This window comes from Corynebacterium mustelae (assembly GCF_001020985.1).
Classification (GTDB): domain Bacteria; phylum Actinomycetota; class Actinomycetes; order Mycobacteriales; family Mycobacteriaceae; genus Corynebacterium; species Corynebacterium mustelae.
In genome coordinates, this window is sequence record NZ_CP011542.1 from 3,200,288 (window position 1) to 3,219,715 (window position 19,428).

Annotated in this window: 19 protein-coding genes; 6 read left to right on the forward strand and 13 right to left on the reverse strand. The window is 49.6% G+C overall.

The annotated features are described in order from the left end of the window. Positions 1-114 precede the first annotated feature (114 nt). From CMUST_RS14305 to CMUST_RS14335, 7 genes are read right to left on the reverse strand one after another with little or no spacing between them, the layout of a single operon-like run. Positions 115-2,010 (reverse strand): chorismate-binding protein, encoded by a 1,896-nt coding sequence (locus tag CMUST_RS14305; protein WP_047263078.1) that lies wholly within the window; start codon positions 2,008-2,010, stop codon positions 115-117. After that, positions 2,010-2,633 (reverse strand): isochorismatase family protein, encoded by a 624-nt coding sequence (locus CMUST_RS14310; RefSeq protein WP_052844809.1) that lies wholly within the window; start codon positions 2,631-2,633, stop codon positions 2,010-2,012. Before CMUST_RS14310 ends, CMUST_RS14305 begins: the two co-directional genes overlap by 1 nt. Before the next feature lies 1 nt (position 2,634). Then, complete coding sequence (locus CMUST_RS14315) at positions 2,635-3,078, reverse strand: PhzA/PhzB family protein (protein WP_047263079.1); 444 nt, start codon at positions 3,076-3,078, stop codon at positions 2,635-2,637. Between the two features lie 10 nt (positions 3,079-3,088). Next, positions 3,089-4,225 carry an acyl-CoA dehydrogenase family protein gene (locus CMUST_RS14320; protein ID WP_052844810.1) on the reverse strand — a complete coding sequence of 379 codons (1,137 nt, stop codon included), beginning with the start codon at positions 4,223-4,225 and terminating at the stop codon, positions 3,089-3,091. Beyond that, positions 4,225-5,046, reverse strand: a complete 822-nt coding sequence (locus CMUST_RS14325) for an SDR family NAD(P)-dependent oxidoreductase (protein WP_052844811.1) — start codon at positions 5,044-5,046, stop codon at positions 4,225-4,227. Before CMUST_RS14325 ends, CMUST_RS14320 begins: the two co-directional genes overlap by 1 nt. Next, positions 5,039-6,400, reverse strand: coding sequence for an MFS transporter (locus tag CMUST_RS14330; protein WP_236690129.1), 1,362 nt, complete (start codon positions 6,398-6,400; stop codon positions 5,039-5,041). Before CMUST_RS14330 ends, CMUST_RS14325 begins: the two co-directional genes overlap by 8 nt. Positions 6,401-6,438: 38 nt before the next feature. Then, positions 6,439-7,116, reverse strand: a complete 678-nt coding sequence (locus CMUST_RS14335) for a class I SAM-dependent methyltransferase (RefSeq protein ID WP_052844812.1) — start codon at positions 7,114-7,116, stop codon at positions 6,439-6,441. A 564-nt stretch (positions 7,117-7,680) separates the two neighbouring features. On the opposite strand from CMUST_RS14335, the gene CMUST_RS16920 reads away from it, so the two are divergent. From CMUST_RS16920 to CMUST_RS14350, 3 genes are all read left to right on the forward strand, one after another. Continuing rightward, entirely contained in the window at positions 7,681-7,860 is a 180-nt protein-coding gene (locus CMUST_RS16920) for a hypothetical protein (protein WP_169748506.1), read from the forward strand. A 154-nt stretch (positions 7,861-8,014) separates the two neighbouring features. Further along, positions 8,015-8,413 (forward strand): DDE-type integrase/transposase/recombinase, encoded by a 399-nt coding sequence (locus tag CMUST_RS16640; protein WP_158408244.1) that lies wholly within the window; start codon positions 8,015-8,017, stop codon positions 8,411-8,413. A gap of 171 nt (positions 8,414-8,584) precedes the next feature. Then, complete coding sequence (locus CMUST_RS14350; protein ID WP_083987620.1) at positions 8,585-8,812, forward strand: hypothetical protein; 228 nt, start codon at positions 8,585-8,587, stop codon at positions 8,810-8,812. Here CMUST_RS14350 and CMUST_RS14355 read toward each other — a convergent pair. The 5 genes from CMUST_RS14355 to CMUST_RS14375 form a co-directional block, all read right to left on the reverse strand. Continuing rightward, a complete protein-coding gene (locus CMUST_RS14355; RefSeq protein WP_047263082.1) occupies positions 8,809-9,210 on the reverse strand; it encodes a hypothetical protein in 402 nt (133 codons plus the stop codon). The genes CMUST_RS14350 and CMUST_RS14355 overlap by 4 nt on opposite strands. Positions 9,211-9,316: 106 nt before the next feature. Next, positions 9,317-10,234: a DUF5926 family protein gene (locus CMUST_RS14360; protein ID WP_047263083.1), complete on the reverse strand. Its 918-nt coding sequence runs from the start codon at positions 10,232-10,234 to the stop codon at positions 9,317-9,319. Between the two features lie 30 nt (positions 10,235-10,264). Continuing rightward, positions 10,265-11,008 (reverse strand): glycerophosphodiester phosphodiesterase family protein, encoded by a 744-nt coding sequence (locus CMUST_RS14365; RefSeq protein ID WP_047263084.1) that lies wholly within the window; start codon positions 11,006-11,008, stop codon positions 10,265-10,267. A gap of 531 nt (positions 11,009-11,539) precedes the next feature. Continuing rightward, entirely contained in the window at positions 11,540-12,490 is a 951-nt protein-coding gene (locus CMUST_RS14370) for an L-lactate dehydrogenase (RefSeq protein WP_047263085.1), read from the reverse strand. Positions 12,491-12,622: 132 nt separating this feature from the next. Next, positions 12,623-14,284 (reverse strand): cytochrome c biogenesis protein CcdA, encoded by a 1,662-nt coding sequence (locus CMUST_RS14375; RefSeq protein WP_047263086.1) that lies wholly within the window; start codon positions 14,282-14,284, stop codon positions 12,623-12,625. A gap of 281 nt (positions 14,285-14,565) precedes the next feature. Here CMUST_RS14375 and CMUST_RS16990 point away from each other — a divergent pair, with 281 nt between their 5' ends. The 3 genes from CMUST_RS16990 (at position 14,566) to CMUST_RS14390 (ending at position 16,188) form a co-directional block, all read left to right on the forward strand. Then, complete coding sequence (locus CMUST_RS16990) at positions 14,566-14,862, forward strand: pentapeptide MXKDX repeat protein (RefSeq protein ID WP_047263087.1); 297 nt, start codon at positions 14,566-14,568, stop codon at positions 14,860-14,862. A gap of 97 nt (positions 14,863-14,959) precedes the next feature. Next, entirely contained in the window at positions 14,960-15,523 is a 564-nt protein-coding gene (locus CMUST_RS14385; RefSeq protein ID WP_047263088.1) for a sigma-70 family RNA polymerase sigma factor, read from the forward strand. Next, positions 15,520-16,188: an anti-sigma factor gene (locus CMUST_RS14390; RefSeq protein WP_047263089.1), complete on the forward strand. Its 669-nt coding sequence runs from the start codon at positions 15,520-15,522 to the stop codon at positions 16,186-16,188. Before CMUST_RS14385 ends, CMUST_RS14390 begins: the two co-directional genes overlap by 4 nt. Before the next feature lie 52 nt (positions 16,189-16,240). On the opposite strand, the gene topA is transcribed toward CMUST_RS14390, so the two are convergent. Further along, positions 16,241-19,198, reverse strand: coding sequence for a type I DNA topoisomerase (topA, locus tag CMUST_RS14395; RefSeq protein ID WP_047263090.1), 2,958 nt, complete (start codon positions 19,196-19,198; stop codon positions 16,241-16,243). Between the last annotated feature and the right edge of the window lie 230 nt (positions 19,199-19,428).

Genomic DNA, 19,428 nt, shown 5'->3' on the forward strand with positions numbered 1-19,428 from the left:
CCAACAAATTAGGAATACTTTTCCATTCTGCGAACCGTCGATGGGTTTCCTCCTCCAGAAGAACGAACTCATCTTCAGAGACGGACCACACTGTTACTCGTGCACGCATTGGCTTCATTTGGTTTGCCTCTTCTCATTAATGAGACTGGATACCTCTCGGCGCAAGAAATTTGCGCCATCTTCACTTAGCACAGATTCGGGGTGCCATTGAAAGGATCTAAAACCTTGAGTTTTTCGATAATTTAAAGTCCTCATTGTTTTATAATCAATTACTTCAAAGCTATTATAGGCAGCAAATTTCTGTGTTTTGCCTCCTCCAACGTCGAATTCAGACCTACGACCCTGTGCAGATCTTCCAGGAACACGAGCGATTTGATATCCGTCAGCTTTAGCTAATATTTGGTGGCTTAAGCAAACAGCACATATCGCCACATTCTTTTCTTTAGCAAGTTGTGCCCAATTCAAAATGGCTTTAGCACGGCGATCTTCAACTCGTGGATCGCCCGGGCCGGGACCCAAAACTACGCAGTTAAAATCTTTCAGATCAACCATTGCACAGTCCCACTTGATAACTGTTACCTCGTAGCCTTCCCCTTGTAATATATGCGCAATCATCCAAATGAAATTGTCCCCGCACTCAATAAGCAGCACTTTTTCGTTCGCCTCACTTGCCGAGTATTTGTTGCGGTTCATCCCCCTCCATACGGCTGGAATTTGTTGTGCCCGGCGATCGATAATCTGACGGATTTTATTTGACTCAACTAGCCAATCTATCCTGTCAAAACTTTTCTTCTGAGCGCATGGGCTATCCGGAATCCCCAATGTAAGCCCCATCATTTTTGCCACTGCATATGCTTTGACGTCTACCTCTTCAACTTCTAGTGCCGGTTCTGAGTCCCGTACAATTGTGGCGCCTGCACTGATCTTTCCTACGGAGTCACCAACACCAAGCTCCATACTCCGGATCACTAATGCGCTTTCCACCTCATGTGCCCCTCCAGGTGAGCGTTGTATCACGCCGCAAGCTCCCGCATAGAATCCTCGACTGCTTCGTTCTATAGATGCAATATGTTTTTCCGCAGATCTTGCTGGACTCCCAACAACAGTTGGGGCGCCCAAAGCTTCTAAAAGAGCTTCTCCCAGGCTGGATGTGAGTTTCCCATTAATAGAATAGCCAGTATGCAGGATATTTCCGGACTGAATGATTTGAGGACCATCTACCGATATCCAATCCTTACATAGTTTGGCCATTATTTTTAGCTCTTCATCTAGAACCATGTTTAATTCATAGATCTCTTTTTCGTCCAATAAAAATTGTTCCACAGTTCGACTATCAGCTTCTCCTTTATATGTTCCTGATATCGGTGTCATTTTCGCTTCTCCGTTACACAAGGTGATGAGAGATTCTGGGCTTGCACCTACAACAAAGTTCATTCCGTCAAACCAGACATAATTCCAGTAGCCCACAGATTTTGACGAAAGAACGCCCAAAAAACACGCCCACGCTGCTTGGTCAGCAAGGATGTTCTTAGGAAACGCAACATGATAGTCTCTCCGAAAGACAAAGTTGCAGCCTTCGCCAGTTTCGATCAGGACCTCCTGCGCATAGTTAAACATTTCCTTTTGTTCTTCATCTGAGTTGTTGGGCAAAATTGTGACTTCTGCATTAGCATTTTTCGCAAAAAGCAAAGCTTGTTCACGGTCAGTTTCGTCAATCGAAAGTACCTGATGTTGGGTTACATTAAACATCATTGGTTTCAGGTCATCCTGTACAACAATACTGTCACGCTCCGCAATCGCTGAATAAGGGAACATGAAGCACTGGAGGTCAGATTCTTGGCAACACTGATTTATCTCCAGAATCGAATCAAGACAAATCACCTTCTCACCCTCGTAAATATAGACGCGGCTTGGGTCCTCACGTGCAATCTTTAAAAAGAACGGTTTACCACTGTCGGTGCATTTCTTCCAGGCTCGGTTCAAAATGGTCAAGCCGGGTGAATAGACCATTATCCATCGTCTCCAAACTCGCTTGAATAGAGTAAATCAGAAGAATAAGCAGATAGAAGATTGACCGTCAGCTCATGGTCTACGGATGTAAAATCTGCAATCGCATCAGGAATAAGAAATGATTCTAGATCTCTGTTAACACAGTCGTAAGCTGTCGCAATAATTCCGACAGATCCATAAATACCACACAAAACAAGTTGATTGCGTCGGGTCGCGCTTAAAATGCTCGCAAGATTCGTGGACGCAAACGCTGAGTATCGTTGTTTAGTCACAGTGTAGTCAGTAGAAGACCTACTAAGGCGTGGATCCAATTCAATTTCGGTTCCCGATGAAGCCATTCCTTTCCCCCAAAGGTCTCTTATTATTCCGCGTTCTGCTCTATCGCCATAACCCGCCTGACCACTGAAAATAATCGGCATCTCATAATTTCTAGCTGCCTTAATTATCCGGTTTGTGGCATCCAAGAGTTCTTGTTGCAAAAGAGGTGAAAGAAAATTTAAAAAATAATTTTGATAATCATGTACAAGGAGCGCTGCCTGGGAAGGTTTTAGTTCCCAGCGCCTCTGACTATCAACTATCGGGATATCAGCGATCGAATAGCTAATCTTAGGGATATCGGTCATTTTATTTATCTTTCGGAATATCTCCACGATCAATTCGAGGAACGTTCATTCCCAATGCTTGGAGCTGTTTTACAGGATTCATAAACTCACGTTGCTCTACGATTAATCCATTCTCGAATTTGAAAGCATGTAGGAAATGATTCTCGTAGTAACGTGGACCATAGGCTGGGTAGTTGATAGTCCCTTTTCCGTCGCATTCTGCCCAGATTTCATCGGGGTCGGTTGTCTCAATTATCCGAATATTAAACCACTCCCAGTCAGGAAACGATTTAAGTGACCATTCCGCATGTTCTAGAAGTTTATGCCGCCCCGTAGTGACCACTGCATCACTGTCCGTGGTGTAAAGTCCGGCACTTCCGTCTTCTGCAAATAAGTACGGTCTTTGACGTCGATCTTCGGGGTCGTTCGAAAGATATTTTCTGACTTTCTCAACATTTGTGGTCATTGATGCCTCCTTAAAGCATTTTGGTGAGATTAAAGGGGTCGTCTCCAAACAAAGCAATACCTGCGGCTTCTTCAGGAATAAACTTCGAAAAACCTCCATGGAGTGCCCCAACATGAATGTCTTTCCAGATTTCTGCGGCTGGATCACCTTCCACCATGACAGAAGATCCCATTATCCATACAAGTTCATCAGCCACTTCACGACACTGATTCATAACCCTTGAAGCCCTAACACGCAGCAGTGCACGATTCTTGGAACTCCACAGTTCCCTATTACCGTTTGCTACTCCATCAACAAACTTGGCACCGCCCTTCCCGAATTCATATATTTCTTGCACTTTCGAGACCAATCCCCCAATAGTTGATCGAATGGTTCCCGAATCTTTTCCGCAAACATAGCTAGATCCCCCTATGGGGTTCTTAGAAACACGATCGATTGCGATGTCAAGAAGGTGAAGAGTTGCTCCAACAATTGAACCTGTTAAACAGTTCATGAGAACACCAGTGAAGAGATTCCGATATGAAGTAGCGTGGTTATCACATATAGATCCCTCCAAAATAGCAGAATATGGAATTAATGTATCCTTATCGAGCACTAATGATTCAGCTTTTACCGTGTGACTTCCCGTGCCTTTTAAACCGATGGCCTTCCAGAAATTGACTACCGCAAGTTCGGTAGATGGCATAAGAGCTACATAGACATCTCCTCCTGGCCGATCATCCTTGACTAATCCAACAAACCCTCCCGACTGTTCATAGCCTGAGCAATATTTCCACTCTCCATTTATAGTCGCCGTATTTTTTTTATCGTCAAACGTAACTACTCCTGGTCGTCCGAGCACCATGGAAACAATCGGATGTCCAAATTGTTCTATAGTTTGGGCGGGAAAATTCCCCAACATCGACCATGCAGAGTTTGATACGCCAACAACCCACGCCAAGGATGCATCAAAGCGTCCCAAAGAAACACACGTTTCGTAGACTTCAGAAAGTGACTGTGGTCCATCTAAATGCCACTCTGAAAGTTTCGAGAATACGGAAAAAATTTCTGGTTTTACACTGGACTGCTTGCCCAAAACTAACTTGGTGCGTTCCCATTCATCCGCAACTAGATGTACTAGGGTATCAACATCTTTTTGAAATAACATTATCTACTTCCAAATCGGAGCAGTTCTTTTAAAGTCTCTTGAGAATCCAACTCGAATAGCTTCGTAACTTGATCGTGCCCAGTCCCCGCTCGTGGCATCGGTGACTCGTTAATCATCTGATCAAAAAGAGGAACTGAAGATTCCGTATCGTACAATTCAAATCCACAGCGACAGTTTTCTTGTAGCCATAAATCGTTATACCTTGACGAAGAAGGGGTTCGTTCTGCATAACTAGTAGCCCATCCCGTACCTATATGGGGCCCCGGATACAGACAACCTACCTGAATGCCGAACTCTGCAAGTTCAATACGAAGAGTTTCGCTTAAAGCTCTAACCCCGTACTTAGTTATTTGGTAGGTACCTAAGTTGGGCCAACAATGCAGCCCTGACATGCTTGAAACGAAAATGATTCGTCTATCCCCAAATGACGGCATAGCGCGAAGCCCTGCTATGGCGACATTCCTGGAACCAACCACATTTACTCGAAAACTCGCTTCAAGATCGTCTGGAGAAACATCTTCGATCGTCCCAAAATGAGCAAAGGCAGCGGCACAAACAACATGAGATATATATGGCAACTTATGTTCCTGCAATGCCGAGTTGAGGGCTTGCTCAAGCAAAGGATAATTTCGGATATCCTGTTTTATTGAGAAAAACTGTCCGGGAAATGCGGATTCAATATCCGAAACGGAATCTGGCTGTCTCGTTATTCCAACCACTTTGTCACCTTGCCGAAGAACTGCTAGCGCCCATTCACGGCCAAGACCACTACTTATCCCAGAGAAAAGCCACACTCTTTCTTGTGAATTGTAATCAACCATTCTTTACACCTCTCGATATGTAAGCAGCGATTAGGAGAGCAATGCCAACAAAAGTAAAACCAACAAAAGAAGCAAATCCGACAGATTGGGCATCAGAGGACTCTCGCCCACCTAAAGCGGACGAAACAATAAAAGCTACAGTCACTCCGCCGATAGCACTGAACGCTTGTCGTACCCAATTGTAAAAAGCTGCAGCTTCACTTATGATTTCATCGCCGACGGCCAGCATAGAACTGTTTGCCAAAGGTCCGAAAGCAATTCCAGTCCCTAATTCAGCCAGTACCAGGATTATTATTGATGCGATAATCAAGAAAGCTTTTTCATCCGCCCCGATAAACGATAAGCCCCCAAACAGAAAGCAAGAAATCGAAAAGATTATTAGACCAGATATAATTAGAAGCCGCGTTCCCCACTTATTTGACCAGACCCCTGCCAGCACTCCAAAAATGGCGTTTACTACTGAAGCAAAAACCATTAAGCAAATGATGGTTATTTCATCAAACCTCCACACATATGAAAAGGAAAGCGAAAGAGGAAGATAGTAGGCCGTGAGACTTCCTCCCAGCAACGCCGAAGCAAAAACTGCCGCTTTGTATGGGTACTGATCTGTCTTGCTAAAATCCACGATAGGAGCGATTAACCCACTACGACGCAGTTTGATAACCATTGCCCCAAGGATAAAAGCAATAACTATCATTATGACGCTAAGCCCCGTAAAACCATTACCAGGACTTAACACTTGTATTCCATATACGAAAGCCATCAAAGCCAGGCCAGCGATTATCGGGAACGACATTTGCCTGAAAGTAAGTAGCCCATCGGAATATGTAGTTTCAAGAGCCACAACTGACAAGATTAACGAGAGTAGGATTACGGGGATGTTCACCCAGAAAGCAATCTCCCAATATCCAAAAGCGGCTACACTTTTCGCCAGAACAGGGCCAAGCCCTGTTCCAATACTTGCGACTGCACCCCAAATACCGAAAGCTAGACCACGATCATCCGGCTCGAACATGTTAGATATGAAAGCCATACTCTGAGGTGTTATTAATCCTGCCCCTACTCCCATCACGAAACGCGCGATCAGTATCAAATGATAATTACCCGACAGAGCACCTAGTAGTGAGCCTGCTCCCACCATCAAAAGTCCGACCGAAAATATTTTCTTTCTGTCCTTTATATCACCTAACCTCCCTCCAAGAAGCAACGTTCCTGCATATGCAATGAGGTAAAGATTGTTAACTGCCGCAACTTCCGAAACCCCCAATTCAAGGTCGGAGATCAGCAGTGGGTATAAAAATGGGATTAGTGTGGTGTCTAGCATAATGATAAAAAATGCTAGACAAAGGCTCAAGAAACCAAGCCTGCGTCGTTGCGATAGTGAGTTCATCGTTACGCTTTCCTGGCGCTCGCCACCCAGACGGGGAGTAACGATTCCCCAACACTATTTCTGTTTATTGTTAATTTATACATCTTTATCAATTCTTCTATAGATGAATAAACACCGCAGTAAAAATCTAGGTCAACGGAAATATCCGAAAAACCTGCTTGCGTAAGATTCTCCACTAATTGTTCTTTGGACACTGCAAGTTTTTTTGGCATCCCGTTTGGGACATCGGCAAATGTAATAACCAGCAATCTACCACCCTGATGTAAGTAGGTAGAAAGGATTTCCAGGTAGCACGAGCGCTCTCCAGACGGAATGGTATGATAGACAGCTGAGTCTAAGATAACGTCGAAGTATTCACCCCACGATTCATTAATGTCAAAAATATTCTTCTGACGATAGTCAACATTTGAACCTTCATGTCGCTTTTTGCACATCTGAATCGCATCATAGGACAAATCAATAGCGGTAACCGCAAAGCCCTCAACGGAGGCAAACTCCGCATTTTCCCCAGTCCCACATCCAACATCCAGCAACTTCCCCTTAGGGCAACCTACAAGAGCTTTTTGGACAACCTCTTGATGATGCCCTACATCCCACGGAATCACCTTAATTTCCACCTCGTTCATTAGCGTTTTCCCCTCATAAACTCCAGCAAGGTTCACCTGGTCAAATTCGTTCATTTTTATCCTTAACAACCGAGTCAAACGTCTTTAATCACTGACAAAAAATGGGCGATACGGCCATCGTACATAAGTTTTGCTACATTTGCAGTAGACTTTTGTATCCCATTTTGCTGGCCTACACACCCTTCCGGGGGTGTTTCTGTGTTTTTGTCGCGTGTTTGGGGTGGTTTGTAGGTGAATTTTGTGGGGGTGGTTTTGGGCGCGGATGAAGTGTCCTCGTCAGGGGAATGTTGCAGGCATCGATTGCCCGCGGCTTAAACGCTGAAATGGATGCACACTTAGGCTATGAGCACGGTGACCGGGAAGGTGAAGTGTCCCAGGTGTCGATTAGGGATAGTTGGTACCGAGTGTCCGCGTAGTTGGTACTGGGGTTCCGGGTAGTCGGTATTGAAGTGTCCCGGGTTTTGTTCCGTTTGAGTAGATGGGAAAATCTGGAGTATGCCAAGGAAATGTGATCAGGATGCTTAAGGATCGTGTGGTCCGTCTTGTTGAGGACCGGATTCTGGCTGAAGATCTGCTCGTTGCGGGCGGCGTGTGAATGTGTGGCGCCAAAGGCTTGGTGTGTCGTGGCATACGGCACGCCCAGTGGGTGTAGAAAGGCTAGGCGTGGATGGCGCGGAAATCATTCACCGTGATGAAGCTGATGTGATCGCCGAAAATGCGCGGTTGCGTCGTGACAATCAGGAACTACGGGATATTAATGAGCAGTTCAAAGGCTACGTCGGCTTTTTTCGCATCTAGACTCGACCCGAAACCTTAGGAAATGATCAGGTTTATCGACCACTACCGTGATCGTTTCTGACGTCGAGTTCATCTGCCAGACGTTGAATAACCATCGTGTCGGTGGGTTTATTACCTCTCGTGGTTACCGCCAGTCAAAGGCTTTAAGGTCCAAGTGTACGCGTACATTCGTGACAGAAACATTGATAGAGCTGATCCGACGTATCCACAAGGAAAATTACTGAAGTCTACGGTGTCTGCACAATGGGGCATGCTCTACCGTCGTGCTGGGGTGACTATTGGCCGTGAACAAACAGCACGTGTGATGCGTTTGGCGGGTGTGTGCGGTACAAGCAAAGGTAAAACCCCGATCACCACCCGTAAAGGCACACAAGCAGATACCCGACCAGACATGGTTAACCGTAACTTCACAGCCAGTTGCCCTAACCGGTTATGGGTTGCTGACATTACCTATGTACTAACCAGGAAAGGGTTTGTGTACGCCGCTTTCGTCACCGATGTATTCTCCCGCACGATTGTCGGCTGGGCTTTATCAGATTCACTGCGTACGTGAGGCATTGCCGCTGCAGGCTCTTAACCAGGCTATTGCTTTACCGAAGGAAACTACCGGGCTGATTCACCATACAGGCCATGGCACACAGTACGTCAGTATTGTTTACAATCAGCGGCTGAGAGAATCAGGGATTACCGCATCAACCGGCACAGCAAAAGGATTCTTATGACAATGCCCTCGCGGAAAATGTCAACGGCTCCTTATAAGAATGAACTCATCAATCCCCACAGATGGGTTGATGCTGTAGAAGTTGAAATCGCCACGTTCCAATGGGGTACTTGGTGGAATGAAACCAGACTCGAAGAAAACCTAGGCTACCGCACACCAGTCGAAGTCGAAACGGAATATTGGAACACCAACCACCAACAAGAAATAATAGAAAACAAGGCAAATGCCTAGGAACAAAACCCGAGGCAGTTCAAAATCCCCACAAAATCTCTCATTCCACTGCGAAACAAACTGGACAGGTTCAACAACATCAAACCCATCAATCCACGAACAAACCCATCAATCCACGAAAAAGTCTCATCATCTCTCACCCCAAAGTCTCTGCCTCCCCCGATTGTCTCCCACCGCAGCGCCACATCAAGCACCTGATTACCCGCAAGCCGCCACCTAAGCTGCGGCGACAACCACCACAACTCCGCAACCTCCTCCATCACCAGGACATACTCAACCCCAGCCCACTCCATACGCGCAGTGTAAAAATACGGATCATTCTCGAATCGAGAAACCCCTGTATCAAACAATGAAATATCAGCATGGAACGTCGGAAAGAAAAGCGAATCAATAGCCATGTTTATCCTCCGGGGTTAATTTTGACGCAAGTGAAATACATAAAAGCCCACCCGTACCTGCCTTTTTGGCCAGATTCGGGTGGGCTAGCACCCGGATTGATTGCCCCTAGCGAATGGTCACCTGGCGCGACTGAATGTTCTGCAATTGCCGCCGTTCTTCCGGCGTGAGCTGAGCATCGTTGTCTAATTCCGTGACGATCTTTTTATCCAATGCCAGCAATTCATCCTTGTAGGTGGTGTGTGACCGGGTTGGGTCAAGATCCCACACCGGTACCGCAACCCCATGGGTGCGGAAAACACCGGCGAATTTGGTTTCTTCGCCCAGTTTCAATTCACCTTTCGCCGCAATCCGGGCTAAAGCACGAAGTACCTTGTCTTCGTCTTCCGGCCGCACCCACCGGATGTACGCCTTGTCGCCAGCGTCGATCCACCATACGGCGCCTTTGATGTCAGCATCGATGCGGTGCGATGGCATAACGTTGTCGTTGGCGACTTTGATTGCCTGTGCATGCTCCGGGCTGAGTTCTGTACCTTCCGGCAGCCACCAGTTAAAGTCATCGAATCGTTGTATTTCGAGCGGTTGGGAAACGTCGAAAAGCTCGGCGAGTGCGGGTTCGGTACCGTCGGCCGCGACGCTAACTAGCTGCTGCCCCGGCGCGGCGTCTTGTAACCACCGCAGCGCGAAAGCTAGGTCACGGTGTGGGTTGTGCGAACGGGAGCCGATTTGCAGTGCGACGAAAGCATCCCCGCCTTCGGATTCTTCCCGCACGATGGCGGCGGTTCCGCCCGGCAGCACCGTGCATAGGTACACGTCGCGGTCGACGCCTGTGACGTCGATTTTCGCGGTTGCTGAAGGCACAAACTCTTGTAAAGCGATCAAGTCTGCTTCGGATTTCACGTCGCCAAATGGTCGTGGGTCGCGCTCATTGGCGGCACGTTCGGCGGCGCGGGCTGCGAGTTTCGCTTGACGACGGCTCATCCCCGCTGGGAGTTGTTCTTTTTCTTTCCGGTTCTTTTTAGCCATGAGTTACAACTTACCTGACGGTTTCGTCACTCACCCAGCCCGCCCCAGAACTTTTACTGCAATGTCTGGATAGTCTGTCGCCATCACCCCAACGTCGTGGCTATCTGCCCACAGCATGTCGTCGGGGTCATTTACTGTCCACATGTAGGGTGCATATACTTGGGCATCGCGGTCCAGAATCCAGGTGTCGAGTTTCGCCCGCTTGAGGGAAATGCCGAAATTATTCGGGTGGGAAAAATGCAGGTCAGCCGGGTTGACCTTTGCTTCCCATTCCCGCCGCAGGTAAAAGGTTTCAATGGCGGGAACTAGGGCATTCATGCGGCGAACTGCTGCGTGGGAGAACGAAATAAAATGAACCCGGTCACTCTGGGCTAGACCGTGATATTTCAGGCATAGCGCAAGCTGTTCTTCCAGCATGCGCCCCATGCGGGTGGGGTGCTTGGCTTCGATATAAATGTGTTTGTCGTCGGTGGCGAACACCATGTCGAGCAGTTCGTCCAACGTCAGAATCCGTTGGAGGCTAGCTGCGCCGGTTACGGAATCATCACCAATATTTAGTCGCTTAAGCTGAGCCAATGTGGAGGTGGACACCACCGCCCTTACCCCTGCTACTCGCAGCATTGTCCGATCGTGGGTGCAGACAACATGGCCGTCTTTTGTCAGCCGCACATCGCATTCCACCCCATGTATCGGCAGTTGAAGGGCCTTTTCATAGGCGATGGGCGACATCTCCGGGTAGCGCCCGCTGAAACCTCGATGGGCGACGATGTGCATTTAAGCCTCTCCCCTTTTTTCATGACGTCCTGCGGCACTTGGTTTTAAGCCCTTGACTTACGAGGATACGCCCAAATCTAATTGCCAGACGCTTCGTGGGTTTTATTGATCCCAGTCCTTCAAGCCTTTCGGGTGTTGTAAGGGTGGCTGGCTTGAGCTTTTCGACGCTTCCGCCGCCCGCTGCTACACCTGTTCCGTTCGTTTGAAACTGTCAGTGTGATACTTAATGCCGTCACCGGCACAATCGCGTATCTACCATTATCGGCCGTCTACAGATTTTCGATCCAACCCATTGGGATACACCGGCTGAAGTCGGAGATTTCCTCAAGTAGAAGCGTTTCCCCTGGTGTTTTACCGCATTATCTGCGTTATTTCGGGAATCTCCGACTTGACCAAACGGGAGGTGACTGCCTGTCAGCTATCTGCCAAGTCCTAAGCTAGGCGGTAGCGCATAAGAAACCGGCACCGCGATCCTGTCGGTGACAGTGCCACGGTGCCGGGTTGATGCTAATTAAGGAATCCGCTTAGCCGTTAGGCAGGAAAGAATTCTTCCTGAATTTTCCTGAGAGTATTGGCGGAATGTTGGAAACGTTCCATCTCATGATCGGAGATTTCCAACTCGACGACCCGGCGAATGCCTCGCCGATTGATGATGGCAGGGGTACCAATGTAGATGTTTTCCTCACCATATTCACCGTTGAGCAGTGCCGATACTGGTAACGCTACGTCTTGGTTGTGCAAGACGGCGCGGGTGATGCGCGCCAAGCCCATACCAATGCCGTAGGACGTCGAGCCTTTGGCGTCGATGATCGTGTATGCCGCGTCCCGAGTTTCCTCAAAAACTCGCTCAAGTTCGGATTCCAGGCCAGGGTTCTTTTCCAATTGTTTACGCATGGAAACGCCAGCTATTGTTGCAGACGACAGAACTGGGAGTTCGGTGTCGCCGTGTTCGCCGATGATGTATGCGTGGACGGAGGTAGGAGCGACTTCGTAGCGTTCGCCCAGCATGTAGCGGAACCTGGCCGAATCTAGGACGGTTCCGGATCCGATCACCCGGTGCCAGTCTAGGCCGGAGTAGCGCCATACGGCGTAGCTGAGGATGTCGACCGGGTTGGATGCGACAAGGAAAATTCCGTCGAATCCGCTGGCCATGACCTCATCGACGATGGATTTCATGATTTTCATGTTTTTATCCACGAGTTGCAGTCGGGTTTCGCCAGGTTTTTGTGCAGCGCCGGCGCAGATGACGACCATTGCAGCGTCTTCGCAGTCGGCGTAGGTTCCTTTCGTAACCCGAGTGCGCGATGATGCCCACACAACGCCGTGGTTAAGATCCATGACGTTGCCTTCAAGCTTTTTCTCATCAATGTCGATTATGGCCAGATGGTCGCAAGTTCCTTGGTTCACCAGCGCGTATGCGTAAGCCACTCCAACATCGCCTGCCCCAATGAGCACGACCTTATTGCCCACGATCTCTTTCATATCCCAGCACACCTTCCCGAATCTTTTGCTTTTCGACGGTTGTTTTTCACGACAGCCACTACCGCCAAGTATGCCCGATTTTTTCTGAATATGCCCGATTGAAAATGGATCTGTGGGCAAGATCGCACACTTTTATCCGAATGTGAACGAGTAGAGTTCCAGCCCTTCAGATGGGATCACGGTAATCAATTCTGGTTCATTCTTGTCTTTACGGACAATGTCAACGGAACCGTCTTCGGTGATATCGAATTCTTCGGTTTCACCGGATTCCCGCTTCACAGTGACTTTGCCCTTGCCACTAAGAACCAATTGCACCCATTTAGCCTGGTAATTCAATTCAATATGTGCATCCTGAGACTGAGGAGTAATCGAGGTTTCCGCAACTTTCCACTTTCCGGCCAGGGAGTAGAATCCAAGTTCAGGGGTCTCACCAGTACCGAAGTCGTGTTCACCAAGCCGCTCGCCACGGACAGCATTCCACTGATACTTAGAACGCTCAGCACCGAGGTAAGTTTCTGGGGAACGTGGCTCGCGAGTTTCAGCTTCCACACCTTTTTCAATCGGATCTGGCAGGGAGATGCTTGGGTCGCGGTCTTGAAGCAGCTGGCGGATAACCATTTCGGTTTCGGCATAATCGCCTTCGCCTTCATGAATTTGACGCAGCTTACCGGTGTGGTCAGCTAGGTAACGTGCTGGCCAATAGCGGTTATTGAAGTTCTTCCAGGTAACAAAATCATTGTCTTGTACAACTGGGTAATTGATCTTTTGTGTTACAACAGCATCCTTGACGTTAGCCAACTCGCGTTCAAAGGCATATTCCGGAGCGTGAACACCGATAACTTCAAAACCGTAATCTTTATAGTGATCGTACAACTTGGTGATGTGCTCATTTGCGCGCTGGCAGTTGATGCATGCATACGCCCAGAAATCTACAAGCGATACTTTGCCGGAAGTGTGCGGATCAACTGGCTTATCCGTGTTTATCCACTCACCTAACCCTTCGAACTTAGGCAGATCGCCGCAATCGTGCGCTTCAGAGGCACCTAACGTCCGGCACGCTTCCAGGCTACCGCCAGCAGTAGCGCCACCCGCTTGAATTTTTTCGCCCAGCGCCTGCTGTGCTGCACCTGTCCAGTCTGGCAATGCCCGTTGAATGGCAGCTGGTGCGTCGTACGCGAGTGCCACTGCTAGCGCGATAACAACCGCACCCGCTCCGCGTCGAAAAGCATTGCCGCGCTTCTGGAACCAATCCACCCGCTGTCCAATCTGGTTACCACCAAGTGCGAAGCCGAGAAGAGGGATCGCAGCACCAACTGCAAAGGAAATGGTCAACGCGATGATCGTTGCGTCGATCTCACCGGTTGCGGCAGCAACGGTAATGGCAGCCAAGACTGGACCAGCACACGGAACATACACGGCACCGAGGGCAAGGCCCACAGCAAAACCACCTCGACCCTGAACTTTAGACTGCAAGAAATTGGCTTTAGGTAACCGATCAAACGGTGCTTGAAGGATCCGCCCAATCGCCGGGATGATCATTCCCAACCCCACAAGTACCAAAAGCCCGATGCCAACCCACCGAACTGTATCTTGTGGCAACCCCAGCGCATTAAGTACCACAGAACCGATCAACGTAATTATGGCAAAGCTAAGCGCCAACCCAGCTACCACGAGATAAGGGCGACGTTTATCACCAGCACTAACTGCTAAGATAAGCGGCAGCACCGGGATAATACATGGCGACAAACTTGTTAATATGCCGCCGATCAAACCTATGAGAATCATTGAAAACATGGCGTTCCTTTCATGAATCATCCCGCTTCACAAGCGGCTCATAAAGGGTTACGACGCTGGCGAAAAAACGGATTGGAAAAATTTTCAATTTTCCCACCAAATCACTACCTAGCTGCGAAAACAAAAGTTTTTAAAAATTTTTTCTAAAAATCCAATCCAGTGTGCCACCCCGCTCCGAAACAATTTGTGAGTGCCACCGAATGGCACATCACAGATAGGTTTTCCAGACCGACATCTCAAGCAAACAGACAGTTTTCAGATTCCATACAAGGAGTACTCTCATGACCAATCGTAAGTTCATCGCTTCCATCTTCGCACTCGGCGTAGCAGCAACCGGTCTGGTCGCTTGCAACGATTCCGGTTCCTCCGCTCCAGCTTCCGAATCCGCCATGATGCAAAGCGACAAGATGGAAAAGGATGCCATGGAGAAAGACGCCATGGACAAGAGCGACAAGATGGAAAAAGACGCCATGGAAAAGGACGCCATGGACAAGAGCGACAAGATGGAAAAAGACGCCATGAGCCATGACGACAAGATGGAGAAGGATGCCATGGAGAAAGACAAGATGGAAAAGTAGCCGTTAGGAAAAACGACATCGGCATCGTCAGCCGTCGTAATGCGCTGGATAGTTCAGTCTTTTCTCCTTTGAGTATTACCCGGTATCCTAAAGGATCATGGAAATATCCAGCGAAGAATTGCTTGTAAATATCGCCCAAGGCGATAAACAAGCCTTCGGCACCCTCTACGATCGCACCGCAGCCCGCGTTATTGGTATCTGCATGCAGATACTGCATAACCGGGCTGTAGCCGAAGAAGTCACCCAAGAAGTATTCATCGAAATATGGCGTAATGCCCACGCATTCTCCCCGGACAAAGGCAGTGCGCTCGGTTGGATTCTTCGGCTCGCTCGGTCGCGGGCCATTGATAAACTCCGCTCTCGCACTGCGGCTTTGGCTCGCGATGAGCGTGACGCCGCGTTGGAAAATGTCACTCGATATGTTGATGTCGAAAGTGATGCGCTAGGTGCAATTGAAGGTGAGCATCTACGCGCCGCAGTCGACGACATCGGTGAACCCCACCGCAGCGCAATCATGCTCACGTATTTCGGCGGGCTCAGTCAACAACAACTCGCCGAACACCTCGGTATACCACTCGGAACCGCCAAAACTCGGGTGCGTGATGGGTTAAAGAAACTCAAAGCCGCACTGCATGTGACTCAAGGAAAGGAGGGACGATGACCAACCATAACGATGACTGGCTCACCGACTTCGACGATACCGAATTAACCGAAGAAGAGCGCCGCGATCTAGCCGATGCTCTAGCACTGTCAGCGGTTCCACTTCCCCCTTCAGTTGGGCTGAAAGCAGACATTTTCGCCGCAATCGATAACGTCGAACAGCAAACCCCTGTCGCCGAAGTTATCCCAATCCAACGGTATCGCTCCCGTCGAATGGTGGCGATAACTTCCATTGCGGCGGCGGTAGTCGTAATCGCCGCTGCGGGAATCACGTTACCGCAGCTTTTCGACGCCCCAACCAGCACTATCACGACACAAGCTTTGTCTGGTGTTGATGCCATGCATGAAATCATGGATGCTGACGACGTACAAAGCGCCAATATGGATGTCAGCGGTGTGCAATTGCACGTTGTTTCCTCTGATGCCATGGATAAAGCAGGCGCGATGGTGCAAGGAGCCCCAACAGTCAAGGAAGGAATGGGCGTCCAGGTGTGGAGCGTCACCGACTCTGGAAAAATCATCTCCGCTGGGGTAATCGGACCGGAAGATCATACCGATGTATGGATGCCCTTTGCTGAGGCAACTTCCAAAGTAATCCTCACTGAAGAACCACTGGCTGGCAGCGAAAAACCAACCGGTGCAATGATCGGGGAAATGAAACTATAGTTTTTCCGTGGAGTTAGAAAAAGGCCGGGTGGTTTCATCCCCGGCCTTTTCACTATTTCTTTCGGCTTCCTGCTTTGACTACCCGCTTGGTAGTTTTAGCGGGTTTCTTCGCCGCCTTTTTCGTGGTCTTTTTCGTGGTCTTTTTCGTAGTTTTCTTCGTGGACTTCTTCGCAGCTTTTTTTGTGCCGCCTTCAGCAGCTTCCTTTGCACGCCGTTCAGACAACAGTTCATTCGCCCGAGCGTCGGTAAGTGTCAGCGGGTCATCGCCACGCCGCAGCGACGCATTGGTTTCACCATCAGTGACATAGGGGCCGAACCGGCCGTCCCTCACACTCATGGGTTTGCCCGAAACATCGTTATCACCCAATTCCTTGATAGCCTGCTGGCTGGTGGCACCCCGTCCCCGGCGTTTCGGCTCAGCGTAGATGCGGCGTGCCTCGTCGAGAGTAATGGTGAAAATCTGTTCCTCGCTGGAAAGCGACCGAGAATCAGAACCCTTCTTTAAGTAAGGACCGTATCGGCCATTTTGCGCGGTAATAACCTCATTATCACTGGGGTCAACTCCCACTTCACGTGGCAAGGAAATCAATTGCAACGCCTCTTCCAACGTCACGGTCGATGGTTCCATGGAAGAAAACAGCGACGCAGTTGCAGGTTTAAGCGTTTCCTCAATGATCTGATTGATGCGCTTTTCCTTCGCCGCAATGGCAGTTTTGGTTTCCCAATTTTTAGGGCGCTTCCCTTCTGCTTTCCGCTGTTCGTCCTCAGCGGCACGCTCCTCGGCGACGATTTCTTCCGCCTTTATTGCGACCTTTTCTTTCTCGTCCTCACCCATGATTTCTGTGACATATGGACCAAATCGCCCTTCTTTGGCAACGATCATGCGGCCATTCGCCGGATTGAGCCCCAATTCACGGCCAGATTGCGGTGTGGCAAAAAGCTTCTCCGCATATTCCAGGGTCAATTCATCAGGCGTGGTGGTATCCGAAAGATTAGCCCGCTGGAACTCCGGCTCCCCGTCCTTGATTCCGATTTGCCGCTCCAAATACGGCCCGTACCGGCCCACCCGCACGTAGATCGGACGGCCCTCGGCGTCGTCGAAAAGCGGAAGGGAGTTTACAACCCGGGCGTCGATCTGCTCTAAATTATCGCCGACCAGTGCTTTAAGCCCGCCTTGCCGCGCGATGGTTTCGGCAGTGGCATCGGAGGCATCCGCATCGCCGAAGTAGAACCCCTTGAGCCAATTGGCACCCACCTCGTTTCCGGCGGCAATATCATCCAGTTCATCTTCCATGGAAGACGTGAAATCGTAATCTACCAGCGCCGCAAACGACTTCTCCATCAACCCCACAACAGCAAAGGCTACCCAGCTCGGCACCAACGCATTACCGCGCGAATACACATAACCGCGATCCTGAATCGTCTTAATGATGCTCGCATAGGTGGACGGACGGCCAATGCCAAGATCCTCCATCTTTTTCACCAGCGACGCTTCGGTATAGCGGGCAGGCGGGTTAGTGGAATGCCCCTCGGCCTCCAACTTATTCACACCCAACTGATCGCCCTGGGATAGCTGCGGCAAGTGCCGCTCCGCATTATCGGCAACATCCCGGCCGTCCGCCTGCTTGGTGGTTTCCACGTAGGCGCGCAAGAAACCCTGGAACGTAATGGTCCGACCCGTCGAAGAGAACTCAACCTCAGTGCCATCAGTAGCCCGGCCCCCGATGGTGACTTTCATCGACGTGCCCTTGGCATCCGCCATCTGGGAGGCCACGGTCCGCTGCCAAATCAACTCATACAGCTTGTATTCTTCCGCATCCAATACCGCGTGCAATTCACCTGGGGTAGCAAACCGTTCACCCGCAGGGCGAATCGCTTCGTGCGCTTCCTGGGAGTTTTTCACCTTCCGGTCGTAGCGGCGCGGACCAGCTGCAACATAACTGTCACCATACAACGCGATTGCTTGTTCCCGAGCTGCCGTTAACCCCTGCTCCGACAACGTGGTGCTGTCGGTACGCATATATGTAATATGTCCGTTTTCGTACAGTCGCTGCGCAATCCGCATCGTACGTTCAGAAGTGTAATGCAGCTTCCGGCCCGCCTCTTGCTGCAAAGTCGAAGTCATAAACGGCGCATAAGGTCTACGAGTATAAGGTTTTTCCTCCACTGATAGGACGGAAAAGTCCACCCCATCGAGTGCCTGCACCAAGTGCTCAGCACGCTGCTTATCGACGACAACAACGTCGCCAATAAGCTCTCCCTTGTCATTGAAATCACGACCCAATGCCACCCGTTTACCATCAACCGCCGTCAACCGGCCGTCAAACTCTCTCGGGTTACCATCAGTTGCGGGCTGACCCGTATCAAACAGGGCCTTTAAATCCCAATACTCGGCAGAAACGAACGCCATGCGCTCGCGTTCCCGCTCAACAATCACCCGAGTGGCAACCGATTGCACCCGGCCCGCCGAAAGCCGTGGCATCACCTTTTTCCACAACACTGGTGACACTTCATAACCATACAGACGGTCCAAAATACGCCGAGTTTCCTGCGCATCAACCAGGTTCTCGTCCAAATCACGGGTATTTTCAGCAGCAGCAAGAATCGCAGGTTTGGTAATCTCATTAAACACCATACGACGCACCGGAACCTTAGGCTTCAAGGTTTCCAGCAGATGCCACGCAATAGCTTCCCCCTCCCGATCGGGGTCGGTTGCTAGCAGTAATTCATCAACCTGCTTGAGCTTGGACTTGAGATCAGAAACTTTCTTCTTCTTGTCCGGGCTCACCACATATAGTGGTGCGAAATCATCATCAACGTTAACCCCCAACCGTGCCCATGGTTCCTTCTTAAACTTGGGTGGTACATCCGCCGCGCCCCGTGGCAGGTCACGAATATGTCCCACCGAAGCCTCGACAATATAATCCCCGCCCAAGTAAGGGGCAATTTTTTTCGCTTTTGTCGCAGACTCGACGATCACGAGACGCTTAATGCCGCTACCTTCAGCCATGAAACGAATGAACCTCAATTCGGTTAACGCACAAATAAATCACATCGCGAGTACCCACCCAATATGCATACACACTCACACCGGGCAAACACCACTAGATCTTCCACCAAACACTAGATAAGGTTCAGCAGAAAATACAGACGTTTCCTTATAATACGGGGCTATTGCGCAACTTTGTCCAACCAGATACCCCTCGGCGTTTTCCCGGAGAAATATTTTGGCAGCACAGA